This is a genomic window from uncultured Pelagimonas sp., assembly GCF_947498515.1.
Taxonomy (GTDB): domain Bacteria; phylum Pseudomonadota; class Alphaproteobacteria; order Rhodobacterales; family Rhodobacteraceae; genus Pelagimonas.
In genome coordinates, this window is sequence record NZ_CANMKO010000006.1 from 20,003 (window position 1) to 46,389 (window position 26,387).

Annotated in this window: 26 protein-coding genes; 13 read left to right on the forward strand and 13 right to left on the reverse strand. The window is 56.9% G+C overall.

What is annotated here, in order from left to right:
• The first annotated feature begins 132 nt into the window (after positions 1 to 132).
• From Q1A43_RS12220 to Q1A43_RS12245, 6 genes are all read left to right on the forward strand, one after another.
• Positions 133 to 1,731, forward strand: coding sequence for a phosphoenolpyruvate carboxykinase (locus Q1A43_RS12220; protein WP_299929771.1), 1,599 nt, complete (start codon positions 133 to 135; stop codon positions 1,729 to 1,731).
• Positions 1,732 to 1,886: 155 nt separating this feature from the next.
• A complete protein-coding gene (locus Q1A43_RS12225; RefSeq protein WP_299935515.1) occupies positions 1,887 to 2,408 on the forward strand; it encodes a DUF3859 domain-containing protein in 522 nt (173 codons plus the stop codon).
• A gap of 220 nt (positions 2,409 to 2,628) precedes the next feature.
• A complete protein-coding gene (locus Q1A43_RS12230; RefSeq protein ID WP_299929765.1) occupies positions 2,629 to 3,129 on the forward strand; it encodes a YbjN domain-containing protein in 501 nt (166 codons plus the stop codon).
• A gap of 159 nt (positions 3,130 to 3,288) precedes the next feature.
• Positions 3,289 to 4,104, forward strand: coding sequence for a pyrroline-5-carboxylate reductase (gene proC, locus Q1A43_RS12235; RefSeq protein ID WP_299935518.1), 816 nt, complete (start codon positions 3,289 to 3,291; stop codon positions 4,102 to 4,104).
• Positions 4,097 to 4,435: a tRNA-binding protein gene (locus Q1A43_RS12240; protein ID WP_299935521.1), complete on the forward strand. Its 339-nt coding sequence runs from the start codon at positions 4,097 to 4,099 to the stop codon at positions 4,433 to 4,435. The genes proC and Q1A43_RS12240 overlap by 8 nt, the downstream gene beginning before the upstream one ends.
• Before the next feature lie 75 nt (positions 4,436 to 4,510).
• Positions 4,511 to 5,629: a beta-ketoacyl-ACP synthase III gene (locus tag Q1A43_RS12245; RefSeq protein WP_299935524.1), complete on the forward strand. Its 1,119-nt coding sequence runs from the start codon at positions 4,511 to 4,513 to the stop codon at positions 5,627 to 5,629.
• Positions 5,630 to 5,635: 6 nt separating this feature from the next.
• Here the strand turns inward: Q1A43_RS12245 and Q1A43_RS12250 are convergent, their stop codons facing one another.
• Together Q1A43_RS12250 and Q1A43_RS12255 are read right to left on the reverse strand one after the other, a co-directional pair.
• A complete protein-coding gene (locus Q1A43_RS12250; RefSeq protein ID WP_299935527.1) occupies positions 5,636 to 6,805 on the reverse strand; it encodes a benzoate/H(+) symporter BenE family transporter in 1,170 nt (389 codons plus the stop codon).
• Between the two features lie 6 nt (positions 6,806 to 6,811).
• Positions 6,812 to 7,396 (reverse strand): thymidine kinase, encoded by a 585-nt coding sequence (locus tag Q1A43_RS12255; RefSeq protein WP_299935530.1) that lies wholly within the window; start codon positions 7,394 to 7,396, stop codon positions 6,812 to 6,814.
• A gap of 331 nt (positions 7,397 to 7,727) precedes the next feature.
• On the opposite strand from Q1A43_RS12255, the gene Q1A43_RS12260 reads away from it, so the two are divergent.
• Entirely contained in the window at positions 7,728 to 8,186 is a 459-nt protein-coding gene (locus Q1A43_RS12260; RefSeq protein WP_299929746.1) for a hypothetical protein, read from the forward strand.
• Here Q1A43_RS12260 and Q1A43_RS12265 read toward each other — a convergent pair.
• The 3 genes from Q1A43_RS12265 to Q1A43_RS12275 all read right to left on the reverse strand — a co-directional run bounded on the left by Q1A43_RS12265 (position 8,183) and on the right by Q1A43_RS12275 (position 11,169).
• A complete protein-coding gene (locus Q1A43_RS12265) occupies positions 8,183 to 8,983 on the reverse strand; it encodes a hypothetical protein (protein WP_299935531.1) in 801 nt (266 codons plus the stop codon). The two genes, Q1A43_RS12260 and Q1A43_RS12265, sit on opposite strands and share 4 nt — an antisense overlap.
• A 176-nt stretch (positions 8,984 to 9,159) precedes the next feature.
• On the reverse strand, positions 9,160 to 10,530 hold the full coding sequence (rimO, locus tag Q1A43_RS12270; protein ID WP_299935534.1) for a 30S ribosomal protein S12 methylthiotransferase RimO: 1,371 nt from the start codon (positions 10,528 to 10,530) through the stop codon (positions 9,160 to 9,162).
• A 42-nt stretch (positions 10,531 to 10,572) separates the two neighbouring features.
• Positions 10,573 to 11,169, reverse strand: a complete 597-nt coding sequence (locus tag Q1A43_RS12275) for a LysE family translocator (RefSeq protein WP_299935536.1) — start codon at positions 11,167 to 11,169, stop codon at positions 10,573 to 10,575.
• Positions 11,170 to 11,262: 93 nt separating this feature from the next.
• Between Q1A43_RS12275 and Q1A43_RS12280 the strand changes: the two genes are divergently transcribed.
• Positions 11,263 to 12,156 carry a LysR family transcriptional regulator gene (locus tag Q1A43_RS12280; RefSeq protein ID WP_299935539.1) on the forward strand — a complete coding sequence of 298 codons (894 nt, stop codon included), beginning with the start codon at positions 11,263 to 11,265 and terminating at the stop codon, positions 12,154 to 12,156.
• A gap of 52 nt (positions 12,157 to 12,208) precedes the next feature.
• On the opposite strand, the gene Q1A43_RS12285 is transcribed toward Q1A43_RS12280, so the two are convergent.
• Positions 12,209 to 12,811 (reverse strand): GcrA family cell cycle regulator, encoded by a 603-nt coding sequence (locus tag Q1A43_RS12285; RefSeq protein WP_299935541.1) that lies wholly within the window; start codon positions 12,809 to 12,811, stop codon positions 12,209 to 12,211.
• A 115-nt stretch (positions 12,812 to 12,926) separates the two neighbouring features.
• On the opposite strand from Q1A43_RS12285, the gene Q1A43_RS12290 reads away from it, so the two are divergent.
• Positions 12,927 to 13,748, forward strand: a complete 822-nt coding sequence (locus tag Q1A43_RS12290; RefSeq protein WP_299929728.1) for an ABC transporter permease — start codon at positions 12,927 to 12,929, stop codon at positions 13,746 to 13,748.
• Here Q1A43_RS12290 and Q1A43_RS12295 read toward each other — a convergent pair.
• Positions 13,738 to 14,622 carry a LysR family transcriptional regulator gene (locus Q1A43_RS12295; protein WP_299935544.1) on the reverse strand — a complete coding sequence of 295 codons (885 nt, stop codon included), beginning with the start codon at positions 14,620 to 14,622 and terminating at the stop codon, positions 13,738 to 13,740. The genes Q1A43_RS12290 and Q1A43_RS12295 overlap by 11 nt on opposite strands.
• A gap of 100 nt (positions 14,623 to 14,722) precedes the next feature.
• On the opposite strand from Q1A43_RS12295, the gene Q1A43_RS12300 reads away from it, so the two are divergent.
• Positions 14,723 to 15,937 (forward strand): acyl-CoA dehydrogenase, encoded by a 1,215-nt coding sequence (locus Q1A43_RS12300; protein ID WP_299935546.1) that lies wholly within the window; start codon positions 14,723 to 14,725, stop codon positions 15,935 to 15,937.
• 117 nt (positions 15,938 to 16,054) lie between these two features.
• Here Q1A43_RS12300 and Q1A43_RS12305 read toward each other — a convergent pair whose 3' ends face one another.
• From Q1A43_RS12305 to Q1A43_RS12325, 5 genes are all read right to left on the reverse strand, one after another.
• Positions 16,055 to 17,326: a trehalase family glycosidase gene (locus tag Q1A43_RS12305; protein ID WP_299935549.1), complete on the reverse strand. Its 1,272-nt coding sequence runs from the start codon at positions 17,324 to 17,326 to the stop codon at positions 16,055 to 16,057.
• A 20-nt stretch (positions 17,327 to 17,346) separates the two neighbouring features.
• Positions 17,347 to 18,387: an ABC transporter ATP-binding protein gene (locus Q1A43_RS12310; RefSeq protein ID WP_299935551.1), complete on the reverse strand. Its 1,041-nt coding sequence runs from the start codon at positions 18,385 to 18,387 to the stop codon at positions 17,347 to 17,349.
• 25 nt (positions 18,388 to 18,412) lie between these two features.
• Positions 18,413 to 19,228, reverse strand: a complete 816-nt coding sequence (locus Q1A43_RS12315; RefSeq protein WP_299935553.1) for a carbohydrate ABC transporter permease — start codon at positions 19,226 to 19,228, stop codon at positions 18,413 to 18,415.
• Complete coding sequence (locus tag Q1A43_RS12320) at positions 19,225 to 20,070, reverse strand: sugar ABC transporter permease (RefSeq protein ID WP_299929710.1); 846 nt, start codon at positions 20,068 to 20,070, stop codon at positions 19,225 to 19,227. Before Q1A43_RS12320 ends, Q1A43_RS12315 begins: the two co-directional genes overlap by 4 nt.
• A 79-nt stretch (positions 20,071 to 20,149) precedes the next feature.
• Complete coding sequence (locus tag Q1A43_RS12325; RefSeq protein ID WP_299929706.1) at positions 20,150 to 21,415, reverse strand: ABC transporter substrate-binding protein; 1,266 nt, start codon at positions 21,413 to 21,415, stop codon at positions 20,150 to 20,152.
• A gap of 234 nt (positions 21,416 to 21,649) precedes the next feature.
• Here Q1A43_RS12325 and Q1A43_RS12330 point away from each other — a divergent pair, with 234 nt between their 5' ends.
• A complete protein-coding gene (locus Q1A43_RS12330) occupies positions 21,650 to 22,663 on the forward strand; it encodes a LacI family DNA-binding transcriptional regulator (RefSeq protein WP_299935556.1) in 1,014 nt (337 codons plus the stop codon).
• On the opposite strand, the gene Q1A43_RS12335 is transcribed toward Q1A43_RS12330, so the two are convergent.
• A complete protein-coding gene (locus tag Q1A43_RS12335; RefSeq protein ID WP_299935559.1) occupies positions 22,660 to 23,682 on the reverse strand; it encodes an AraC family transcriptional regulator in 1,023 nt (340 codons plus the stop codon). The two genes, Q1A43_RS12330 and Q1A43_RS12335, sit on opposite strands and share 4 nt — an antisense overlap.
• Before the next feature lie 116 nt (positions 23,683 to 23,798).
• Between Q1A43_RS12335 and Q1A43_RS12340 the strand changes: the two genes are divergently transcribed.
• Both Q1A43_RS12340 and Q1A43_RS12345 read left to right on the forward strand, forming a co-directional pair.
• A complete protein-coding gene (locus Q1A43_RS12340; RefSeq protein WP_299935562.1) occupies positions 23,799 to 25,556 on the forward strand; it encodes an acyl-CoA dehydrogenase in 1,758 nt (585 codons plus the stop codon).
• 19 nt (positions 25,557 to 25,575) lie between these two features.
• The gene (locus Q1A43_RS12345; RefSeq protein WP_299935564.1) at positions 25,576 to 26,382 is read left to right on the forward strand and encodes a crotonase/enoyl-CoA hydratase family protein; all 807 of its coding nucleotides are present in this window, start codon (positions 25,576 to 25,578) and stop codon (positions 26,380 to 26,382) included.
• Positions 26,383 to 26,387: the final 5 nt, after the last annotated feature.

Sequence of the window (26,387 nt, forward strand, 5' to 3'; positions counted from 1 at the left end):
ACCTTTGACTGGTTGCGCTAACTGCGCTTTTGCGTCCTGTTCACGCCGGAAAACGACGTGCTAAGGAGCTGTCATATTGCGGCCCCCTGCCGCAAGAATCTTTCAAGACAGCGCGCTACAGGAGCTACGCAAATGACATTTGGACGGGTAAACCCGCAATTCCGCCTCGAAGATCAAGGGATCGAAGGGTTGGGCAATGTCTATTACAACCTCATGGAGCCCGCTTTGATCGAAGCGGCCCTGAAACGAGGCGAAGGCAGCCTGGGCAAGGGCGGTTCGTTCCTTGTGACCACCGGCAAGTTCACCGGCCGGTCCCCCAAGGATAAATTCATCGTCAAGACAGACAGCGTTGCCGACAGCATCTGGTGGGAAAACAACGCCCCAATGACGCCCGAAGGCTTTGACGCGCTTCATGCCGACATGATCGAGCACATGAAAGGCAAGGACTATTACGTACAAGATCTGGTAGGTGGGGCCGATCCGGCCAACGCCATCGACGTGCGGGTTGTGTCCGAGCTGGCTTGGCACAACCTGTTCATCCGTCACATGCTGCGTCGCCCAGATCGCGAAGATCTCGACACGTTTGTTGCCGATTGGACAATCATCAACTGCCCATCGTTCCAAGCGAATCCGGAAAAGCACGGCTGTCGGACCGACACCGTGATTGCGATGAATTTCGACAAGAAAACCATCCTGATCGCCAACACCGAATATGCCGGTGAGAACAAGAAATCTGTTTTCACCCTGCTCAACTACATCCTGCCCGGCAAAGACATCATGGCGATGCATTGTTCGGCGAACCATGCGGTTGGCAACCCTGTCGACACGGCCATCTTCTTTGGTCTGTCGGGCACCGGTAAAACCACCCTGTCCGCCGACCCAGAGCGCGTTCTGATTGGGGACGACGAACATGGTTGGTCGGATCGTGGCACCTTCAACTTTGAAGGTGGCTGCTATGCCAAGACCATTAACCTGTCGCCCGAGGCCGAGCCTGAAATCTACGCCACGACCGAGAAATTCGGCACCGTGATCGAGAACATGGTCTACGACGAAGAGACCCGTGATCTCGACTTCAAAGATGACAGCCTCACCGCCAACATGCGTTGCGCCTACCCGCTTCACTACATCGACAACGCGTCGAAAACCGCGCTGGGTGGCCACCCCAAGAACATCATCATGCTGACATGTGATGCCTTTGGTGTTCTGCCTCCGATCGCGCGTTTGACACCTGCGCAGGCGATGTACCACTTCCTGTCGGGCTTCACCTCCAAGGTTGCGGGCACCGAGCGCGGCGTGACCGAGCCAGAGCCAACATTTTCGACCTGCTTTGGGGCTCCGTTCATGCCACGCCGTCCAGAAGCCTATGGCAACCTGCTGCGCGACAAGATCGCCAAACATGGCGCGACCTGCTGGTTGGTGAACACTGGCTGGACCGGTGGCGCCTATGGCGAAGGATCGCGGATGCCAATCCGCGCCACCCGCGCTTTGCTTCATGCCGCTTTGAACGGGTCGCTCAACAATGCTGAATACCGCAAAGACCCGAACTTCGGCTTTGAGGTTCCGGTGTCTGTAGAAGGTGTTGCCGAGCTATTGCTGGACCCACGCAAGACGTGGGACGACAAAGAAGCCTATGACGCGCAGGCGGCCAAGCTGGTTGAAATGTTCGCGAACAATTTCGAACAGTACGTGCCCTTCATTGATGAAGATGTAAAAGCCGTGGCTATCGGGTAAAACCGCCCGACGCCAAGCGAAACGCCTTATCCGGTCCTCTCTGATTGCTCAGAGGGGGCCGTTTTCGTTTGACGCCCCCCCCTCTAGGGCGCGGTGGGGCTGCATTCCGATACAGGCACACCTATATTGCCATCAAGCCGATGAGAGGTCTGACCATGTTTCGTTTCGCCATTTTGGCATTGCTTGTACCGTCTGTTTTGGTCGCCGAAGACGTGTCACCGGTTTCGCTTTTGGATCATGGGGTGATTTGCGAAGTGACCCAGACCGGAACCGAGGCCGCGCCGGAGACGGCATCCGGGGTGATCAACCTGATTGATCAGACCCGCGTGATAGACGTGACCACCCAATTCGTGCCCGCCCATATCGGGTTAAGCTTTGGCCTTCGCACTAAAATGAGCGCCGATGCAGTGCTCAATGGCGCACGGATGCGGATTATTCATCCGCCGATGGGCGCGAACGGGATCGCCGAACAAAGCTGGGCCGCGCCGATGCAAGCCGGTGAAGCCGCGCTGAACCTTTATACGTTCGAACAAGACGACGAACTGCTTTTGGGTGTTTGGACGTTTCAGGTGATCTTTGCGGACAAGGTCTTGATCGAACAGCGTTTTGAGGTTGTTCCCCAAGGAACCGTGCCGGTGGTTCAGCAGGTTTGTTTTGGGGCAAGCCTCACGTCCTGAACCCTTGTGCTCTCAAGCTGTGGATAACTCTATATTCTGTGGACAAGTCCAATCCATCCACAACTTACTGTGTGTGCACGTAAAATATTGCTTTACTTACCCCCCTCGGCACATGCACCATATCTGGTAAGGGTCGCGGGCTACAACGCAGACCCTAGAGCAGTCAGCAAGCGTTGGCAGAGATCGGCCCCTGTTACGCTATAACAAAAGAGGTGACGGCATGTCCCTGTCCGAGCATTACCTTGAAGAAGACCTGCACCCGATCGATATTGTTGAGCACATCGCGGTTCACAATGACTGGGAATTTGAGCGTTTGGCGGATGACCAAATCGCCATGGCAGTCGAAGGGCAATGGCGCACCTATTCGATCACACTGGCGTGGTCGGGTGGCGATGAAACACTGCGGATGATCTGTACGTTTGACATGGACCCGCCTTCGGACAAGGTGGATGTGCTGCACGAGGGGTTGAACCTTGTGAATGACCAATGCTGGGCCGGATCGTTCAGCTATTGGGCTGCGCAAAAGTTGATGGTTTACAAATACGGGTTGGTGCTCGCGGGTGGTAACGTTGCTTCGCCCGAGCAAATCGACACGATGATCAACGCCGCCGTGATGAGCGCCGAACGGTATTACCCAGCCTTTCAATTGATGGTCTGGACCGACAAAAGCGCCAAGGCCTCAATGCAAGTGGCCATTGCCGAGGCCTATGGTCGGGCCTGACACACGGGCCTGACACGCGGGCCTGAACCGGGTTTGGGGGCGCTGCCCCCGTCGCCACGGCGCCCCCCGGGATACTTTCGGAAAGAAGAAGCCAAGGGTGCCATTGCGGTGCCCTTTTTCTTTGCGTAGCTGTTGGGGAGTTGGATTTTGGGGGATGAGATGCAAGACAGCGAGATCGCGAAACGCGGGTTGGTTTTGTTGGGATGCGGCAAGATGGGTTCGGCCATGTTGGAAGGCTGGCTGGCGCGTGGATTGCCGTCCGGCTCGGTTTGGGTAACCGATCCCTACCCGTCGGATTGGCTAAGCGCGCAGGGTGTGCATTTGAATGAACCCTTGCCCGCCAACCCGGCCATTGTTTTGGTGGCCGTCAAACCGCAGATGATGGCCGAGGCTTTACCGTCGCTACAAGCGCTAGGCAACGGGGAGACCTTGTTCTTGTCTGTGGCGGCTGGGGTGACCATCGCCAATTACGAGGCGATTTTGGGGGCCGAGACCCCGATCATTCGCGCCATGCCCAACACACCCGCCGCCATCGGTCAGGGGATCACGGCCATAGCAGGCAACACTCGCGCCACATCCCACCACATGGATATGTCGCAAGATTTGCTATCAGCGGTTGGCGAAGTTGTGCGCTTGGACAATGAAGGTCAGATTGACGCGGTGACCGGGGTAAGCGGGTCAGGCCCGGCTTATGTCTTCCATATGATTGAATGCCTTGCCGCCGCCGGTGAGGCACAGGGCCTTGCACCCGAGATGGCGATGAAATTGGCCCAGGCGACCGTAGCCGGAGCGGGCGCATTGGCGCAACAAAGCGATGAAAGCGCCGCGCAACTACGCCGCAATGTGACCTCACCCAATGGCACAACACAGGCCGGACTTGAGGTTTTGATGAAAGACGACGGCGGTTTACCCGACCTGATCAAGGCAACAGTGGCCGCCGCAACGGATCGATCCAAGGAGTTGGCCAATGGCTGAGATCACATTTGACGATTTTCTGGCCGTAGATATTCGGGTGGGCACGGTTAAGCGCGCCGAACCCTTTCCCGAGGCCCGCAAACCCGCCATCAAGCTTTGGATCGATTTCGGCAAAGAGATTGGCGAAATGAAATCGTCGGCCCAGATCACTGTGCACTATACGCCCGAGGACCTTGTTGGAAAACAGGTGATGGCCGTGGTCAATTTCCCACCGCGTCAAATCGGGCCCTTTATGTCCGAGGTTCTGGTGCTTGGCTATTCCGACGACAACGGCGATATCGTTCTGGCCCGTCCGGATAAGCCGGTTCCCGCTGGTTCACGCCTGCATTAAAGGCACTTTACCCTGCGGCAAAGCTTGACCTCTGCGCGTGGTTGGGGTTCGGTCTTGGGCCAAAGGAGAACTCGGATGTACCAGCCAGCCATCACCGGACATGGGGTGTTCACCCCGTCGCAATCGATCAGCAACGACGAATTGGTGGTGGCGTTCAACGCCTATGCAGACCGGTGGAATGCCGCGCATCAGGCCGAGATTGACGCCGGTGAGGCCGAGGCGATTGGTCATTCAAGTTCGGAATTCATCTTTAATGCCTCGGGGATTGAACGGCGCTATGTGATGAATAAATCCGGGGTTTTGGACCCGGATCGCATGCATCCACAATTGCCCGCCCGTGCCGATGATACCCCCGGTATTATGGCCGAAATGGGCGTGGACGCCGCCAACAAAGCGCTTGAAATGGCCGGGCTAAGCGGGGGCGATATTGATCTGGTGATTTGTGCCGCATCCAACCACGAACGCGCCTACCCGGCAATTGCCATTGAGATTCAGAATCTTTTGGGCGCTGGCGGCTTTGCCTTTGACATGAATGTCGCCTGCTCCTCGGCCACTTTTGGCATTCAGGCCGCCGCGGATATGGTGCGCTCGGGTTCGGTTCGCCGTGCTTTGGTCATTTGCCCTGAGATTTGTTCGGGGCATTTGGAGTGGCGCGACCGCGATTGCCATTTCATCTTTGGCGACGTGGCCACGGCGGTGGTGATCCAACGCGACGAAGAGGCGACTGGCCCGCATTTCACCATCCAAGCGACCAGCTGCGCCACCAAGTTCTCAAACAACATCCGCAATAACCACGGTTTCTTGCGCAACGCCCATGATCAGATGGAAGACCGCCGCGACATGCAGTTCATGCAGAACGGTCGCAGGGTCTTCAAAGAAGTATTGCCGATGGTTTCGACGCATATCCTGACCCATTTGGCCGACACGGGATGGGAGGCCAGCGACCTGCGCCGGCTTTGGCTGCATCAAGCCAACAAGACCATGAACGATTTCATCGGGAAAAAAGTGTTGGGCCGGGTACCGGAAGAGGGTGAACAACCCAACATCTTGCAAGACTATGCCAATACATCCTCCGCCGGGTCGATCATCGCCTTTTCGCAAAACTCCGAAGATATGCAACCCGGTGATCGCGGCGTGATTTGTTCCTTTGGGGCGGGCTATTCGGTTGGCTCGGTTCTGGTCGAACGGGCCTAATCGCAATCACCGCGCGCGGGTTGTCTTGAGTTTGATCAGGTGAACCGCGCAACCAACCAACAAACCCCAAACCGCCGCCCCTAGCCCAAGCATCGTCACCCCTGACGCCGTCATGACAAAGGTCAGAGCCGCGGCTTCGCGAGTGTCTTCGTTGCCTAGCGCGACCGATGCGGAGTTAGCAAAGACATTGAATAGCGCCACACCGGCAAGGGTGGCCATGGCCAAGGGCGGTGCAAGACCGGCGATAAAGGTCACGCCCGCCGCCAAGACCCCGAAGAGACAATAAAACAAGCCAGCCCAGACCGCCGCCATATAGCGTTGCGCCGGGTCAGGATGGGCGTTTTCATCACAACACATTGCCGCCGTGATCGCGGCGACGCAGGTCGAAATGGCCCCAAAGGGCGCGCTAAGGATGCTAAACACCCCGACCGTCGCAAAGAGAGACCCCGAGGGCGGTTCATAGCCATTGGCCTTTAGGACCGAGACACCGGGAATGTTTTGCGTCGCGGTGGTGACAAGAAACAAAGGCAGGCCCAGACTTAGTATCGCGGAGAGAGAAAACACCGGCACCACGACCACTGGGTCGGTCAAGATATCGGGTGGCACCGGAAATCCATCATTTTGGATGACGACAAGGACCACCAGCGCAATGACCGAAGCAGGCACAGCGAAGAGACGTGAGAATCGCCCAACCACAAACCATGTCAGCATGATCGGCACGGCAATGGCCGGAGCCTCAGCCAAGCTGCGAAACGGCACGAGGCAGATTGAGAACAACACGCCAGACAACATCGCCATAGTGATCGGCGCAGGGATTGCGGCGGCCAAACGGGCCAAGGGCCGCCAGAAGCCAGAGACAACCCCTAAGACGCCTGCAAAGACAAATGCCCCCACCGCCCCGGCAAACCCGGCGGCATCCGGTACAGAGACCGCCAAGAGCGCCGCCCCCGGCGTCGACCACGCGACACTGGCGGGCATTTTGTAGCGCAGGCTTAAGAAGATCGCTGCGATGCCCATGGCCACGGACCCGGCCATAACCGCCGAAGAGGCTTGGGCGGGGCTGGCCCCCATGGCTTCGACGCCTTGAAGGAAAATCGGGAAAGAGCTGAAGAAGCCGACAATTGCGACGACAAGACCGGTCCAAAAGGTTTGAGCGTTCAGCGAAAGCCCAAACATCAGCGTTTACCCCTTGTCACCCACCGCAGCGCGCCAATGGCGTCGGCAAAGGCTAACGTAGGTTTCATTGCCGCCGATTTGCACCTGTTCACCATCTACCAACGCCCTGCCCTGATCGTCTTGTCGGATGACCATAGTCGCCTTGCGTCCGCAATGGCAAATGGTGCGCACCTCGCGCATTTCATCGGCCAAGGCCAAGAGAGCGGCGGAACCGGGGAACAGCTCGCCCCGGAAATCGACCCGCAGCCCATAGGCCATCACCGGCACATCCAAATCATCGACCACACGCGCCAATTGCCAGACTTGGTCGCGGGTCAGAAACTGGGCTTCGTCCACAAAAACGCAGGCCACGGGCCCTTGATCGAGACGTGTTTTGATTTTGGAAAACAGGTCGGCCTTGCTGTCAAACAAATCAGCCTCGCGTGACAGACCAATCCGCGAGCCAATTTTGCCCGCGCCCGCACGATCATCAAAAGAGGCGGTCAACAGATAGGTCTGCATCCCGCGTTCATTGTAGTTGTGCGCGGCTTGCAACAGCAAAGTCGATTTGCCGGCGTTCATGGTGGAGTATTGAAAGTGCAGTTTGGCCATGGCGCATCATGTGCCGCAACTGGGCAAAATGGGCAAGGTGAGAGCCGGAAAAAACCTATTCGCTCAGGTCAGGATCCTGGGGAGTATCCCCCGGGGGTCACGGGACCCTGAACCTGAGCAAACTGGGTAAATGAGAAGGGGCGGATAACCAAAGCACCCCCAGAGACCATTCAAAGCCTTCCCTTCTCGTCACCAAATCCGGTCTGGGAACCGGAAACTCGTACACCCCAACACACGCAGGGACGTTTTCTACATGACATTTCTGGCAGATAGCGGTAATGGGAATGAAGTTTGAAAGTTCCCCGGGAGGTCCCGGGCACGAGGACAAGACATGGCATCTGTCGGGCGCTACCTGAAAAAACACATCGAAGCTCTGGTCAAGGACGTCGGCATCGAAGCCGCCTGTGAATTGACTGGCAAATCCAAAGCAACGCTTGGGCGCTACTATTCCGACTATCCGGAACATGAAGATCGTTACATGCCGGTAGATGCAGTGGCCGCTTTGGAAGAGGCCGCGTCCTACCCGCATGTTACGGCTGCTTTGGCGGAACTTAAGGGAATAACCCTGAACTTCGACGAGTCGCGGAGAAACTCTCAGAGCGAAGGCGGCGTGAACTCAGACGTCATCGCCCTCTCGCAGCGGTTCGGGATGTTGATGGCCGAATACCACCAATCCATCGAAGACGGCATTATTACCGCCAACGAAGCCAAGCGATTGCTCAAAGAAACGCTCGCGATTCAAAAGGTGCTCATTGATATGAAGCTGCACCTTGAGGATGAACAGGCCTAAGGCAAATCCGAGAACGTTGAGCGTTTTTCGACGGCACCTATGAGAGCTTGTTTTTGAACCGGGTTGGCCTGTGCGACGCACAAATCCGCCACTTTGTGTAGGGCACGCTGCCGATCCGGACCTAGCCTGCTGTAGCGAGCTTCTTCCAATGCAAAAACGCGTCGCATCGTATTTAGGTGCGACCCAAACCCAGCCCTCGGCTTCACCTCCGTCATATGTGACGGAGCGCGGAACCGGCTGAAAAACCACCAGAAAACCGGATTATTGATCTCAATACCATATGACACCAATTTTAGGGAAATGTCGTGAATACGATCGACGTCTTGGGGAAATGACAACGCGGCAAGGCCGAGTGCCTTGACGATGTTGCTATTGCTGTTGAACAAATAGGGCGTCATTTGGCGCGGATTGAGTTTCTCAACCTCTTGCAGCACGATCTCAGCCCACTGGTTGGAACGGCGTCCTCCCGACAGAATATCCAGGTTCATAGCGACGTTGAGATAGGAAAACACCAGATGTGTCCGATCTTTGCGCAAGCCGTAGCCAACAGGCATCGACCTGACATTTGGCCAATGAAGCCACATTTTTTCGGCACGCTCTTTGGCGCGCGGCAAATCGACCTGTTCACAAATCTTATGGGCACCAGCGATCAACGCATAAAAGTGGTCAAAACTTGTAAGCGTTTCATCTTTTTCCAAGGCTTCGAGAACCAATAGCTGTTCAGCGAGGTCCTTGGGTCGAATACCCTTTTTGTAGATGAAACGACGCGCCATTTCGCGACGATGGCGGCGCGTCATATTTGAGAACTCTGATAAAACAGATCGTCCACTTTGGTCAGTATACATGACTGTCTCACAGTTGAAAAATTTCTCTCAACATGGGAGCGACGAGAGACCTTTTCAACACCGACGAGATGACCAAGCGGCACCTTGCCGACACTTTTTGTCATGTGAGCAATTCATTGCTGAAAGCCCTAAACCAAGCGTCCCCAAAGATCGTATTCCCCGGCTTCGTCCACCTCTACGGACACAATTTGACCCGGCGCAAGATCACCTGCCCCTTCGTCGATGAACAGGTTGCCATCAATCTCAGGCGCGTCCGCCTTGGTGCGACAAGTGGCAATGCCATCTTCGTCAACGTCATCCACGATCACATCCATAACCTTGCCCACCTTGGCGGCCAGCTTGGCTTCGGAAATCGCCTGTGCCTTTTCCATGAACCGGTCCCAGCGCTCTTGCTTGACCTCATCTGGCACATGATCGGGCAAGTCGTTTGAGCGCGCACCGTCGACGTTTTCATATTGAAAACAGCCGACACGGTCCAATTGTGCTTCGTCCATCCAATCCAAAAGAGTTTGGAATTCGGCCTCGGTTTCCCCCGGATAGCCAACGATAAACGTACTGCGCAGCGTAATGTCGGGGCAAATGCCGCGCCATTCCGCGATCCGGTCCAAGGTGCGTTCCGCCGCCGCCGGACGCGCCATGCGTTTGAGCGTATCAGGGTGCGCATGTTGGAATGGCACATCCAAATAGGGCAGGATCAAGCCATCCGCCATCAGCGGGATCAGCTCGCGCACATGCGGGTAAGGATAGATATAATGCAGGCGCACCCACGCACCGAGGCTACCAAGGTCACGTGCAAGACGGGTAATGTGTTTTTCGGCGCCCCGCTCTGCATCCTTCCAATCAACCCCATAGGCCGAGGTATCTTGGCTAATCACCAAAAGCTCCTGCACACCTGCCTCAACAAGCTTTTCGGCTTCGCGCAGCACCGCCTTGTGGGGTCGTGATTGCAGCTTGCCGCGCATATCGGGGATGATGCAGAACTTGCACTTGTGATTGCAGCCCTCAGAAATCTTCAGATAGCTGAAATGGCGCGGGGTTAGGCTGATGCCACGGGCGGGCAATAGATCAATAAACGGATCGGGCGACGGCGGCACAACCCCATGCACCGCATCCAATACCTGTTCGTATTGGTGCGGGCCGGTGACCGCCATAACCTTGGGATGCACGCCGGTGATATATTCCGGGTCCGCGCCAAGACAGCCGGTCACGATGACCTTGCCGTTTTCCTGCAAAGCCTCACCAATCGCCTCAAGGCTTTCGGCCTTGGCGCTATCAAGGAACCCGCAGGTGTTCACAATCACCGCATCCGCGCCACTATAGTCGGGCGAAATCCCGTACCCTTCGGCACGCAGCCGGGTCAGGATGCGTTCGCTATCGACCAAGGCTTTGGGGCAACCAAGCGATACCATGCCAACAGTCGGCTGGCCATCGCGGCGCGTGTCACCAAATTGCGCACGCGGCGCAAGATCGGGGCGGATATCTGGGGGATTCTGAACCATGCGGGCGTATAGCCTGCCCCCGGCCTTGTGGGAAGGGGGTCGTCAGGATTGCGCCCAGCGCCAAAGAAAGATGCCCACTAGGAGGAGCAGAACACTGCCCATCACACGGCACATCATTGTCATGTAGGCGGGGTTGCGCAAAAGGCGCTGCATCTGCGCACCAAACACCGCCCAAACGCCAACCCCGATGAAACACAAAACGCTCCACACCGCGATCACCAAGACAAGGTCGAGTGATCCGGGCCGCAGATTGAACAATGAGAGCGCCGCAAGGATCGCGCCCCACGCTTTTGGGTTTAACCATTGCAACAACGCGCCCTGCGCAAAGGTCGGGATCGGTTGTTTCTGGGATGTGCCCAAGGCGTTTGGCCGAAAAAGCGGCATCGCAATATAAACGATCAACCCGGCCCCGATCCAGGTCATCACATCCAAGATCACCCCACCTGTCTCTGGTAATTCCGCCATTCCAACACCAATGACCGCCAACAACGCAGCAAACCCAAACGTGGCCCCAGTCACAAAGCCTAGCGTCGGGCGGACACCATTTTGCAAGCCCGAGGCAAGGGTGATGATATTCACCGGTCCGGGCAAGAACGACATGGTAAACGCAAAGAAAGCGATGGGTAGCAGTGATGGCATGGAAGGTCCTCGGTTAACCTAACCAACCTATTGCTGGGACCTCTTGTACAAAATATAGTAACAATTGAACGCACTGATCAAAAAATTATAGCAATGAGCATCGAACATCTCAAATCTCTCGGAATCTTTGCCGAGGTCGCGCAACAAGGCTCCTTTCGCGGAGCGGCGCGCGCTTTGGGCATGACACCGGCTGCGGTCACCTACCATGTCCAACTGCTTGAACAGGCCGTTGGCGGCCCGCTGATCTATCGCTCGACTCGCAAACTGACCCTGACCGAAACCGGTGAACGTTTGCGCGACGCAGCAAGTAACATGCGCCACCTAGCCGAAGCCGGGTTGGAAGAGGCGCTCAACGGCGATGGGACATTGCGGGGTCGATTTCGCATTGCGCTGACTGTTTCGCTGTTGCGATCTCCGGTCTCAAACGCATTGGCACAATTCCAACGTGATCACCCAAATGTGGACTTGGATCTGTGCTACTCCGACACCGCACATGACTTGATTGCAGATCAAATCGATCTGGCATTGCGGGCTGGGGTCTTGCAAGATTCGTCGTTGAAATGCACCCACGTCTGGGAAATGCCTCGCATATTAGTGGCCGCCCCAAGGTTTTTAGCCGAGCATGGCAAGATCGAAACCCTCGACGATCTAGCCCAAGTGCCTTGGATCAAGCACAGCCATCTTGGCACTCGTCGACGGCTCACCCATATCTCCGGCACATCTCAAGACATTGAACAGGACGGCAACCTCAGTGTCGACAACATCGAAGCCATGGTTGATTTGGCGACACATGGTATGGCCGTGGCCTCACCGCCCCGTCATTATGTGGCGACCCAAATTGCGGATGGCTCGCTTGTTGAAATCTTGCCCGACTGGTCCCTGCCCGCCATTCCCGTTCACGCTATTTGGCCCGGGTCCAAAGTCGAAAAACCAACGACCAAGGCCTTTCTGGCGATGCTGTCGCACCATACCAAGGCGCAGAAATGAAAACGCCCTGCCGATGTCGGCAGGGCGCTGTTCATGAGTTTTCTAAACAGGCTTAGCGACGGCGGTCGCGGCGCGAGCTCATAGGCTGGAAGGCGACGCCAACATGGGCTTCGCAATAGGGTTTGCCCTGTTGAACAGGCAGACCGCAGAACCAGAAATCATCGGTCGCAGGGTCGCCAACCGGCCATTTGCAGGTCCGCTCAGTCAATTCCATCAACGTCAGCTTCTTGGCCTTCTTTTCAACTTCGCTCACACGGGCCAAGGCCTCGGGCGAGATTTCGTTGGCCGAAGGTTGCGGTGGCAACGGCTGACCGGCTGGAATGATCTGTTTTCGCGCGGGCAAAACAGCCGGGGTTGTCGCCGCAGGTGCCGCCGCCGCTGGCTTGGGCTCTAGTGCGGGCTTTGGCTTGGGGGCCGCTTCGGCCGCCTTGGGCTTGGGCGCTGGCTTGGGCTTGACCTCTGTCTTCGCCTTGGCTTTGGCCTTGGCATCGGCTGATCCACCGGAACCGGCGCGGTTCGATAGGCCCAGACGGTGCACCTTGCCGATCACGGCATTTCGGGTCACCCCGCCGAGTTCTTTGGCAATCTGACTAGCGGATTGGCCTTCGCCCCACATCTTTTTGAGCGTCTCGACGCGTTCATCGGTCCAGGACATCGTGTATTCCCACTGAAAAAGCGGCCCCCTAGGGACCGCCTGTCGTTTCTGAGTTGGCCCTATTCTAATCATTGCGAAACAAGATACAAGACGGGCAAGGAAACGAGGGGCACCAATGTCACAGACGAATCTACAAAATCCGAGCTTTCACCCCGGTGATCGACGCTTTGGCGCGGTAAATTGGCTGGGTCTCAAGACACTGGCTCTGCGCGAAATCCTGCGATTCTTAAATGTTTGGACCCAAACCTTGTTGGCACCCTTGGTAACGGCGGGCCTGTTCATGTTGATTTTCACCATCGCCATCGGGTCAAAACGTGGCGATGTGATGGGGGTTGATTTCGCCACCTTTATCGCTCCGGGCATCTTGATGATGACGGTGATCCAAAACGCCTTTGCCAACACGTCAAGTTCGCTGGTGATTTCAAAGGTCCAAGGCAATATCGTCGACACCTTGATGCCGCCTCTGTCAGCTTTCGAACTGGTGGTCGGCTATATGGCGGGCGGGGTTGTGCGTGGTGTTATCGTCGCTTTGGCGATCGGTACGGCCCAGTGGTTGGTCTTGGGCATTGTTCCCGCCCACCCGTTGGTGGCGCTGTGCTTTGTCATTCTGGGGGCTGCGTTCTTGTCGGCCTTAGGCATTTTGGCCGGGATCATCGCCAATAAGTTCGACCAAATGGCCGCCATCACCAACTTTGTCGTCACGCCCTTGGCCTTCTTGTCCGGCACCTTTTATTCCGTCGAAGCATTGCCGCCGATTCTGTATCAAATCACCCATCTCAATCCGGTGTTTTACCTGATTGATGGGGCTCGTTGGGGTGTGATTGGCGTCTCTGACAGCAATCCGGCCTTTGGCTTTGCCGTAGCACTTGCGGCGACTTTGGCGATCTGCGGGCTGGCTTGGTATTGGTTCAAAAGCGGTTATCGCCTCAAAGCGTAAAACGGGTCGCGCTGGCGGTTTGCAACCAATCCCGGAACGCGACCAAGGCGGGATAGTCCCCGCCGCGTTCCGGCCAGATCAGGAAGTAAGCACCGATGCTAACCGGCCGGGCTTGGGGCAGTTCGATCAAGGAACCCGCCTGAATCTCTTGCGCCACAAGATAGTCCGGCATCAAAGCGACACCCAATCCGGCCTGCGCCGCCCGTAACATCGTGCCAAATTGATCAACCACCATCGCCGGTTTGCCCGGCTGCGGCAGATTGTGCGCCGCAAACCAATCCGCCCAAGCGTTGGGGCGGGTTTCTAATTGCAAACGCGGCAAATCTGTCACTGCGCCCTGCGCCAAAAGCTCTGGCGCGGCAACGGCCAGCATCTGTTCATCCCACAGCTTCAATTGCCCGGTCCGCGGCCAGTTGCCCTGACCATGGACAATGGCAGCGTGAAAGCTTTCATCCGCGAAATCAAAAGCCACCAGTCGCGTCGACATGTTCAAGGTGATCCCCGGATGCGCCGATAGAAACCCCGGCAGCCGTGGAGCCAGCCAATGGGTGCCAAAGCTTGGCAAACTCGCGAGGTTGAGCGCCCCGCCGTCAGGATTGGATTGAAGCGCAATTGTTGCGGTTTGGATTTGAGCCAAGGCAGCGCGGATATCGCGGGCATAAGACGCGCCTTGCGCCGTGAGGTGCAACCGCTTGCGGTCACGCTCAAACAACACCCCGCCGACCTGCGCCTCAAGCTTTTGGATCTGCCGGGACACGGCGCTTTGGGTTAGGTCCAACTCCCGCGCTGCGTCCGTCACCGATCCGTGACGCGCCACCGCTTCGAAGGCGGTTAAGTAAGCCAAAGGCGGTGTGAAGCGTCGTGATGTGGCCATTTCATTCCCCATTGGAATGTTTTCATGCCGGAAATTTGCTTTGCGGGCAAGGTTCTTGCCCTTATGTCATGATGAAACCCCGTCTTGAAAGGCTTTGCCCATGTCATCGCATCTGTCCCCTCAGTCCCAACCCAGCTTGTCCAGCTTTTCTTGGGAAGACCCGTTTTTGCTGGAAAACCAGCTGAATGAAGACGAACGCATGATCCGCGACAGCGCCAAGGCCTATGCGCAAGACAAGCTGATGTCGCGTGTGACCGATGCCTTTGCCAATGAACAAACCGACCCGGATATTTTCCGCGAGATGGGTGAGATGGGCCTGCTTGGCACCACAATCCCCGAAGAATACGGTGGGCTTGGCGCGGGCTATGTGACCTATGGGCTCGTTGCGCGTGAGGTTGAGCGCGTGGATAGTGGCTATCGCTCGATGATGTCGGTTCAGTCCTCTTTGGTGATGTATCCAATCTATGCCTACGGCACCGCCGAACAGCGCCAGAAGTACCTGCCAAAACTGGCAAGCGGCGAATACATCGGCTGTTTCGGCCTAACCGAACCCGACGCGGGGAGCGATCCAGGCAGCCTTAAAACCACCGCCAAAAAGGTTGATGGCGGCTATGTGTTGAATGGCTCCAAAATGTGGATTTCCAACGCGCCGATCGCCGATGTCTTTGTCGTCTGGGCCAAATCAGGAGCGCATGATGGCAAGATCAAAGGTTTTGTTCTTGAGAAGGGAACCAAGGGCCTTAGCGCGCCCAAGATTGAAGGCAAACAGAGCCTGCGCGCCTCGATCACCGGTGAAATTGTCATGGACAATGTTGAAGTCGGCGAGGACGCTTTGTTGCCCAATGTGTCCGGTCTGAAGGGGCCGTTTGGTTGCTTGAACCGCGCGCGCTACGGCATCAGCTGGGGCGCGATGGGTGCCGCTGAGGCCTGTTGGCACGCCGCTCTGCAATATGGGTTGGATCGCAAGCAGTTTGGCAAACCATTGGCGCAGACTCAGCTGTTTCAATTGAAGCTGGCGAATATGCAGACCGAGATTGCATTGGGCCTGCAGGCCTCTTTGCGCGTCGGGCGTTTGATGGACGAGGCCCAAGCCGCGCCAGAGATGATTTCGATCATCAAGCGCAACAACTGTGGCAAAGCCCTAGAAATCGCCCGCCATGCCCGCGACATGCACGGTGGCAATGGCATCAGTCAAGATTTCCACGTTATCCGTCACATGGTGAACCTCGAAACCGTGAACACCTATGAAGGCACACATGACGTTCACGCGTTGATCTTGGGGCGGGCGCAAACCGGATTGCAGGCGTTTTTCTAATTCGCTACGCGACATTTTTGGAAAAAGTCGAGGGGGCGGTCTGCCCCCTCTTGGCCTAGCGGCCAATTCACCCCCGAGGATATTTCGGGAAAGAAGAAACATGGCCGCCTTGTTGGGTCAGCCTTTTTCAGATTGAGCGATGAATTCAATCACCATGGCGGCGGTCCAAGTGAACCGAGTTCCACCACAGGGTTCGCCGGTTTTGGGGTCATAGTATTCGGCGAAACCGCTTTTCTCGATCAATTGCACCGAGGATGTAGCAATCCGGTTGGCCACCTCAATTTGACCGGCGCGGCGCAAACCGTCGCTGATCAGATAGTTGACGATGAGCCATGCCGGACCGCGCCAGTAGCGCTTGCCATCATAATCCGGCGCATCAGGGTCGTGGCTTGGCACAAGATAGCTCACCTTGTCCGCCATTTCCGTCACTTTATCTGCCAAAGCTTTGGCGCGCTCAGCAGGGATAGGGGCGAAACCGGCAATCAACCCGCCGACCGACGGGCTATCGATCAATTGATCTAAACGGCGGTCTTGGCAGAGATATTGCCCGTGTTTGTCGCTCCACAGGCTTTCCATCGCCGCGATACCTTTGGCGGCTTGGGCGCGCGATTTCGCGGCGGTATCGGTGTCGCCCAGCGCATCGGCCAGGTCGGCCAAGTCCATACAAGAGCGCAGCAAAATGCCGTTGAACCCCGGATCGACAACCTGAAACGGCGACGCATCGTGCAGTTTGGCATTGTCCCAATTCAGACTACGGAACAGTTGCACCAACCAAATGTAGCGTTCGTATTGCGCTTGGGTTGGGCGGTGTTCGGGGTTGGCATGTTGGGTGTCACGACGGGTGAACGGCAAGACGCCCTCGGTTGGGACCCGTTCAAATGCATCATCCCAGTCGATCGAGTTGTCACGCCCGGATTCCCAAGGGTGCAGAATGGCGACCAAACCAGTTCCCTCTGGATCACGGTTGGCAAAGAACCATTCGTGCCAGGCAAAGACCTTGGGCAACAAGGTCCGCGCCATTTTGGCAGCGAGCTCTTTGTCTTTGGCGCGGTCAAACAGGCGCTTGATCGCAAAACCAGCGACGGCCGGCTGGGTGATGCCCGAGGTCGGAACATCGCGCCCGGTTGCCCAGACATCGGGACCGGGGAAATAGCCGTCATCTTCTTTGTGAAAGATGATATGTGGGACCATGCCGTCTTCCCATTGATGGGCCAGCAGGGTTTCGATCTCGCGCCACGCGCGGGCCTCATCAAAATGGGCCTGACCAAGGGCGGTAAGGCAACTGTCCCAGTTCCATTGAAACGGATAGAGGCCGTGGGTCGGCACGGTGTAAGTGCCAAGATCATTCTCACGGAGAATGTCCGAGGCGTTTTGCACAAGCGTTTGCATTGTCTGTTTGTCCTTATGCGTCATTGGACGGCATGGTGTGATTTCGGGTCAAACCAGCGGATGCGGTCTGGCGTTGGGGCAAGGGTCAGGACGTCGCCGGGGGACACCTTGAGGTCGCTATCTAGGACGGCGCGGAACAGGGTTCCGTCAACTTCGGCGGTGACCAAAAGATGCGCGCCAAGCGGTTCGACAACCTTGGCTTTTGCCTTTAATCCAGCGTCCGAAAGGGTCATATCCTCGGGTCGAATTGCGAACTCCAGCGGACGGTTGAGATCAGGCCCCTTAAGGGTTTGACCGGCAACGCGCCATTGGCCCGCCCCTGTCGGTTCGGCGGGGAGAAAATTCATCGGCGGATTGCCTATGAACCCGGCGACAAAACGCTCGGCGGGGTCGCGATACACCTCGATGGGTGAGGCCGCCTGAACAATCCGCCCTTCGTGCATGACGCTAATCCGATCAGCCATCGACATGGCTTCGACTTGGTCATGGGTGACGTAGATCGCGGTTGTGTTGCTTTCAGCCAAAACCCCTTTGAGCTCGGCGCGCATCTCCATGCGCAACAGGGCATCAAGGTTGGAGAGCGGTTCATCCATCAAGATCACATCGGGCTCCATCGCCAAAGCACGCGCCACAGCAACCCGTTGACGTTGCCCACCCGAAAGCTCACCGGAATAGCGGCTGAGCAATTGTTCGATATGCATCAGCTCGGCAGTGCGTTCGACGCGGCGCTTGACCTCATCATTTGGCAATTTCTGCATCCGCAGGCCAAAGCCGATGTTTTCGAACACCGTCAAATGCGGAAACACCGCATAGTTTTGAAACACCATTGCAATGCCACGATCTTTGGGTGGCAAATGGTCGATCCGCCGCCCCCCGATCCAGACTTCGCCGGTGGTCTGGGTTTCCAGCCCGGCAATGATCCGCAGCAAGGTGGATTTCCCACAGCCCGATGCGCCGAGCAGGACCATAAACTCCTGATCGTCGATGGTCAGGTTGATGTCGTGAAGCGCCTGATAAGACCCAAACCGCTTGGCGACATTTTTGATTTCGATAACAGCCATTTTCAGTTTCCAATCAGCGGTTGGCTTAACGGTTAGCGATGCCCCACATCGCAAACAGGTATTTGCGGACGGCAAAGATGAAGATCAGCGCTGGCACGACAAGGATGAAGCCACCGGCGAATTTCAAATGCAGTGGTGAGGTATCGAGGTTCTGCAATAGGAACGCCGTGAGGGTTCGGTTTTCGATTGTGAGAACTGCGGCGGCAAAGACTTCGTTCCACGAGATCACAAAGGCAAAAATCGCGCTGGCGGTGATACCGGGAAGGATCAGCGGCAAGACAACCTTGGTAAAGGCGGTCAGGCGCGTACAGCCCAAGGTCCAAGCGGCTTCTTCCAACTCAATCGGGATGCCGGAGAACAGCGAGAAGGTGATCAGCACAGAAAACGGGATTGCCAATGTGGTGTGCACCAAGGCCAGACCAAACACCGTGTCGTCCAACCCTGTGCGGATAAACATCACTGCCAAAGGCAACGCCAGCAACGGCAACGGAAAGGCGCGGGTCAGCAAGATCAACAGCCGAAACAACCCCTTGCCCGGAAAATCGAACCGCGACAGCGCATAACCAGCCGGGGCACCGATAGCGATGGACATGACCATCGTCATCGCGGCCACAAGGATCGAGTTTTTAAGCGCTGTCAGCATCCCCTCAAATCCGGCGAAGAAGCTTAGACTGCCTAGGTCAAATTCCGGCCAGAACGGCTTGGGAAAACTGTTGACCGTTTCGGGCGAGCTCAGCGTGTTGATCAGCAAAAGGTAAAGCGGCACGATGACCCAAGCGCAAAGCAGGACAACCGAGGCGGTGTATAGGAACCGCCCGCTGGAACGCGTTTCGGCATTCATATCGTTGCTCCTTTCGGGACGCGCAGGGCACGCATGATGATCAGAGTAAAGGCGATGGAGATCGCAAGGATGATCAAGGCCATCGCCGCCGCGGCGCCGCCATTCAGCAGGTCAAATTGGTAGGCGTAGGTTTCGCCCATAAGGACCGGGAACAAGGTGCCGCCCAGCGCCGCAACCACGGCAAAGATTTCAAAGGCCAGGATGACACGTAACACCAGAGCGGTCTGCAAAGACGGGCGCAGCAGAGGAAGGGTGATACGGGTAAACCGTTTCCACGGGCTGGCACCAAACACTTCGGCGGCCTCGTAATATTCTTTGGGGATCAACCCGATACCCGCCACTAGGATAACCAGCATGATCGCTGTCGCGCGCCAGATCTCGGCCAAAGCAATGGCGAGGAAAACAATGCCGGGATGTTGATAGCTTAAGAAATTCACCGGGCGATCAACAACACCCAAGCCGCTCATCATTGAGTTGAGGAAACCGGATTGTTCAAAGATCGCAAGCCAGATGATACCGGCCGCGAGATCGGAAATCCCAAGCGGGATCGTCCAGACATATAGGATAAGGTCGCGGCCCTTTTGCATGCGGGTGACCATCGTGGCCATCAACAGCGCCAGCGCCAATTGCACCGGCACAACAGCAGCCGCAAGCAACATGGTGTTCCTGAAAGAGATCGGGAATTTCCAATGGCTGGTCACGTCCTGAAAGTTCTTCAGACTCCAGCCGCCATCAGCATAAAACGCTTGCTGTGCCACCAGAATGAACGGGTACAAGAAGAAAAGGCACAGAAACAGCGTGACCGGCAGGATCAATAAATAGGGGAGGTACCGCGCGTTCATGGCGCTGCTCCTGTGTGTCAGTTAACATGAAAAGGGAGTGGGTGTCCGGGCCCACGTGTGACCCGGACAAGCGCCGAGCTTACTCGACCGGGCAAGCACCTTCGGAAGGTGCATCCGGGGCCCAGCAGGGCGCGCCGGTTTCATTCATGATCGCCTCAAGCGCACCTTTTTGGTCATCCAGAACCGTACGGATGTCTTGATTGGCCAGAACGATCCGCTCAAACGTGTCGACAAAGACGCGGTTGAATTCGCCACCTTTGGCACCAAGGCCAGCAGGCAAAAGACCGGGGTTGGCATCGGCCGAACCGCTCATCTTGGCAACGGCCCCACCGGCGGCCTGAACGGCAGGCGGCAGATCACCGGGAAGCTCTACATCAACAACCGGGAAGAAGTTGGTGGCGCGCAGAGTCGCCAGCTGAGTTTCCGGCTTGAGCATATGCGCCACCAGAGCCTTGGCCGCGTCCATATCAGGCGCGGTTTTCGGGATACCGACACCGGCGATCACAGGCATGAAACCACGACCGGTTGGACCTGCAGGCGCCGGGAAGGCGACGAAATCATCGGGACGTTCGTTAAACGCCTGTGCCAGACGCGAGGTGTGATCAAAGGCAATCCAAACGTCTTCGTTCAACAACTGTTCTTGAAGGAAGCTGAAGTTGGTCGAGGCTGGGTTGGTATGCGCCCAAAGCTTCTTGAAATCTTCCCATGCTGTAACCGCCGCATCCGAGGCAAAGGTACGCACCACGCCATCGGTGTAGGATGGGTACAAATAGCCTTGGAAGAAGCGGTGCTTAAGTCCCTTAGGGCCCGCAGGGAAACCAAACTTGGCCTCACCAGTTGCCTCATGGACATTGGCGGCCCATGCGATCAGTTGCTCATAGGTCAACGCATCAATGTCTGCACCTTCTGGCAGATGCTCTAGCGCCTTTTTATTGGCCGCCATGATATAGCTCGCCTGCATCCACGGGATGTATTGCGCACTATCGGTGCCCAGTTTGGCCAATTCATTGAAAGTGTCAGAGGCCGACATCACGCCAATATCGCTCAAATCAACCAGATCGTCGGCGTTCATCGCCGAGAAATCACCGTGTAGCGCACCCAGAACGCCAATTGTCCCGGTTCCGGCCTGCAATTCTGCCTGCAGACGGGTCAACCAAGGGCCGCCGTCGTTTGGCTGGTAGTCAACTTTGTCCTGAAAATTGCCAAGAACCTGTTCGCGCATGGCCTGCGCTTCTTCAACTGGTTTGGCTTGTGTCGACCAAAACAGAACATCCGCCTGCGCGGCACCTGTTGTCATGGTAACGGCCAAGGCGGCTGCCCCGGCAAATTTGTATCCGAACGTCATGTCATCCTCCCGAGATGCATTTTTCCAATGCGGACTCAACTTCCCCCAGTGTGAACACCAGACCTCCGAAACTGAGTCTCTGGGTAAAGTTTGGTATAACGTTATACCTCCTGTCAATTCCCTTTTTTCGCCCTCACAGGAGCATACGCTAACATTTCGGTTGATATCTGCCTATAAAATCGCCAATTCTTGTCGCTATTGGTAAAACGCTGCATCACGAAAGCCCGCTCACGCATGTCGCAAAAGCCCAAACTCTCTACCGTTGCTCGCGAAGCTGGGGTGTCGACCGCGACCGCCAGCCAAGTGATGCGCGGGGCCGGGAGAATATCGGACGCGACGCGTAAAAAGGTGCTCGAGGCGGCACATAAACTGCACTACGTACCCGATGGTCGGGCGGCCTCGATGCGCTCAGGCGTCAATCGTGAAATCGGATTTGTCATCCATCAAATCGCCAACCCGTTTAACGCCGAAGTCATCAGCGGCGTCAGCGACCTCTTCGAATCCGAAGGGTTTTTGGTCTCGGTTCTCGATAGCCGTGACGACACCGAACGCCAACGCCGCAACATTCAGGCCTTTATTCGCAATGCACGCGGTGGCCTACTTTGGGTCCCTGCGGATGACACCGATGATAGCACTTATGACCTCTTGCGCACCCACGGCATTCCAACCGTGACCTTCTTGCGTCACCTACCCTCGGAACCCTTTGACCACGTGGGCATTCGCGATGCCGACGCGACCCAAACCGCGACCACGCATTTGGCTGATCTTGGCCACCACCACATTGCCTTTTTGGGCGGCAAATCCCGGTCCTTCGTGCGTACTGAACGGATCGCAGGCTATACCCGCGTGATGCAAGACCGCGGCTTGGGCGACCCAATTATCTGGGACACCGATGATGATAAACTGGCAGGAATGGAGGCGATGGTGGCTCTGCGCGACGCGTATCCAGAGGTCACGGCCTTGGTCTGCAACGGCGACATGGTGGCGATTGGGGCGTCTTTGGCGCTGCAATCCATGGGCTTACAGCCGGGCAAGGACATCTCAATTGTCGGCTTCGATGACGTCCAAGACGCGGCCGTCGCCATTCCGCCGCTCACCACCATGGCCGTTTCACCTTATCAACTTGGCCGCAAACTCGCGCAAATCATGCTCGACCGGTTAGAGGCCCCCGACACGCCCGCGACAGTGACCCAAGTCGCCGCAACCTTGGTGGTGCGCGACACAACGGGTGCGCCAATCCGGCCCTAGGTGCACATGTCATCGCGGTATTGGCGCGGGGTTTGTCCGGTCCATCCACGAAACGCCCTGTAAAAGCTCGCCGGTGTGGCAAACCCCGTGTCCTGAGAGATCGCCTCGATCGGTTTGCCCGTCGCCAAATCGCGCAAGGCCATGTCCCGCCGCACCCCGTCCTTGATGGCCTGAAAAGACGTCCCTTCGGATTTCAAACGCCGGATCAAGGTGCGCGGTGTGACATGCAAATGCCGCGCTGCGTCCCCAAGATCACAGTCCATGCGCGGTGACAGAACAAGCAGCTCTCGAATGCGCAAAGGCAAGGCGTGTTCACGTGAATTCGTGAAAATCCAATCCCGCGGGGCGCGTTGGAGAAAGCTGGTCATATCGGCTTCGCTCCGCGACACGGGCAAATCCCCCAGCGCTTTGTCAAAACCGATCCAAGACGTGGTTTCGTCAAACACAATCGGACCGGGGAACAAAATCGGATAATCCTGAGCAAAACCCGGCTTGGGAAAGGTGAACCCAACCCCGGTCAAGGGCAGCTCGCGCAGCGCCAACCAAGACGCGACCCCATGCGCCAATTTCAACATAAGCATATGCCCGAACCGAGACGGGTTTGCGCCAGAAATCGGACGGATATGCAAGATCAGCGACCTGTCGGTTTCCGACAGGCTCAAGTGGTGGTCATCCAACACGAGGTTCCAAAAGGTCGAAAACCGGTACAAAGCCGCGGCAAGCGATGATGCCCCAAGGACGGAGGCGCACAGGTGCTTGAGCGCTCCGGGGCGAATGATGCGGCTCCAAAGCCCCATCATCTCATCTCCGGTTTCAGACACAACAATCTGATAAAGTTTCACAATTTGATCGTGCGTTACCCGCCCACGTCCGTCGATCCTCTCCTGTCGCAAGCCGCTTCGATATAGCATGTCGCTGACCTGATCTGGTGGGCACATGCGATGAAGCGACTCGATCCAATCTTGGACAAAGGCGCGTGAAACGGTGGGCAAAACCGGAGGGGAGACGGGCATTGGCATGGTGGCAGTCTCTCTGAAAATGTCACTTTTTGCAAATATTGTGTCCACAACGGAGATAGCTCCACCCGCTGCGCAGCGCTACACCCCCTTCAACCCAATAATTGACGGAGCCCGCCATGACCTTCCGCGCACCGGTGCAGGACATCACCTTTAACATCGAACATCTGAGTGGATGGCCCGAGCTGACCACCCTACCTGCCTATGAGGATTTCGAACTCGATGATGTGCAGGCGGTTCTGGAAGAATTTGGCCGGTTTTGCAGCGAAGAGATCGCCCCGCTCAACGCCCCCGGCGATGAGGTCGGATCAAACTATGCCAATGGCAAGGTTGTGCTGCCCGATGGCTTTGCCGAGGCCTATGGCAAATGTGTCGAGATGGGCTGGCCCGGTTTGCCACACCCGGCGGAACACGGTGGTCAGGGCCTCCCCCGTGTTGTGGGGGCGGCCGCGACCGAGATCCTAAACGCCGCCAATATGAGCTTTGCTTTGTGCCAATTGCTCACCGATGGCGCGGTCGAGGCTTTGCTTACCGCCGGATCAGACCAACAAAAAGCCATCTATCTGGAGAAACTGATCACCGGGCATTGGACCGGGACGATGAACCTGACCGAACCGCAAGCCGGCAGCGACCTCGCCCTGCTGCGCACTCGTGCCGAGCCACAAGACAACGGCAGCTACGCCATCACCGGCACCAAGATTTTCATCACCTATGGCGAACACGACATGGCCGAAAACACCGTGCATCTGGTGTTGGCCCGCCTGCCCGATGCGCCAAAGGGCGTCAAAGGCATCAGCCTGTTCTTGGTCCCCAAATTCATGGTGTCCGACGACGGAAACATCGGCGATCGCAACACCGTGCGCTGTGTCAGCGTCGAACACAAGCTTGGCATCAAGGCTAGCCCAACAGCAGTTTTGGAATTCGAAGGGGCCACCGGGTACTTGATCGGCAAGGAACACGCCGGTCTCGAATACATGTTCACCATGATGAACGCCGCACGCTTTGCCGTGGGCGTTCAAGGCATCGCCATTTCCGAACGCGCCTACCAACAAGCGCTTGCCTATGCCCAAGACCGGGTGCAAAGCCGCCCGGTTGATGGCTCTGCTCGTGAGGCGGTGCCAATCATCAACCACCCCGATGTTCGGCGTTTGTTGATGCGGATGAAGGCCTTGACCGAAGGCACCCGCGCCATGGCTTGCACGGCCGCCGCTTGGCAGGATTTGGGCCATCACACCGACGACAAAACCTTGTCTGACCTGTCCGAATTTCTAACACCCCTTGTCAAAGGCTATAGCACCGAGATGGGTGTCGAAGTGGCCTCATGCGGTGTGCAAGTGCATGGCGGAATGGGGTTTATCGAAGAAACCGGAGCAGCTCAACATTACCGCGACGCCCGCATTTTGCCGATCTACGAAGGCACCACCGCCATTCAGGCTAATGACCTTGTGGGGCGCAAAACGCTCCGCGATGGTGGTGTGACGGCGATGCGTCTGGCCGCGATGATTGGCGAAACCGAAGCCTTGCTCGCGGCGGGATCAAACGAGGCCCGCGCCGTGGCCAAACGTCTGGCCGAATCTCGCAGCGATTTCGAAGACGTCGTAGCTTATATGCTCGACACCGCCAAAACGGACCCAAATGCCGCCTTTGGGGCCGGTGTGCCCTATCTGATGTTGGCAGGGAACTTGGTTGCCGGTTGGCAGCTTGGTCGCGCCCTTTTGGCGGCTGAAACGGCCAAAACCCAAGGTGGCGACCCTGCGTTTCTATCTGCCAAAATCACCACAGCTCGGTTCTATGCCGATCACATCCTTGTAGACACCCAATCCCAACGCGCCCGCATCCTTGAGGGGGCTGATGCCCTTCTCTCGGCGGTATTTTGATCCCTGAAAGGACACGGATATGCCCGTTACTCTAGACCAGAGCAATTTCAAAAACCTCGACTTTGATGCACAGGATGATGGCGTCTGGGTTGTCACCATGAACCGCGCGCACAAGCGCAACGCCCTCGACCTTGATACCATCGAGGAACTGGTTGATTTCTTTTCCGCCGCGCCGCGCGCCGGAGTCAAAGCCGTGGTTTTGGCCGGGTCTGGCGATCATTTCTGTGCCGGTCTTGACCTGATCGAACATCACGATGCCGATCGCAGCCCCGCGGATTTCATGCATGTCTGCCTGCGCTGGCACGAGGCCTTTAACAAGATGGAATATGGCGGGGTTCCGGTGATTGCCGCCTGTCAGGGGGCCGTTGTTGGCGGTGGTCTTGAGCTGGCTAGCTCGGCCCATATTCGGGTGATGAACGAAACCACCTATTTCGCTTTGCCCGAGGGGCAGCGCGGATTGTTCACCGGTGGCGGCGCGACCATTCGGGTTGCCGATCTTGTTGGCAAGGACCGGATGATCGACATGATGCTCACCGGCCGCGTTTATCATGGCCAAGAGGCGATGGACCTGCACCTTGCGCAATATATGGTCGAAGGCTCTGTGATGGACAAAGCGCTCGAAATCGCGCGACGTACCGCTGAAAACCTGCCGTTGACCAATTTCGCTATCTGCTCAGCCATTAGCCACATGCAAAACATGTCGCCGCTTGATGCGGCCTATGCGGAATCCGTGGTGGCGGGCGTGGTCAATACCCAAGCTCCGGCGCGCGAACGCCTTGCCGCATTCGCCGATAAATCCGCCGCTCGGGTCCGCAAAGACGCGTAATGCCT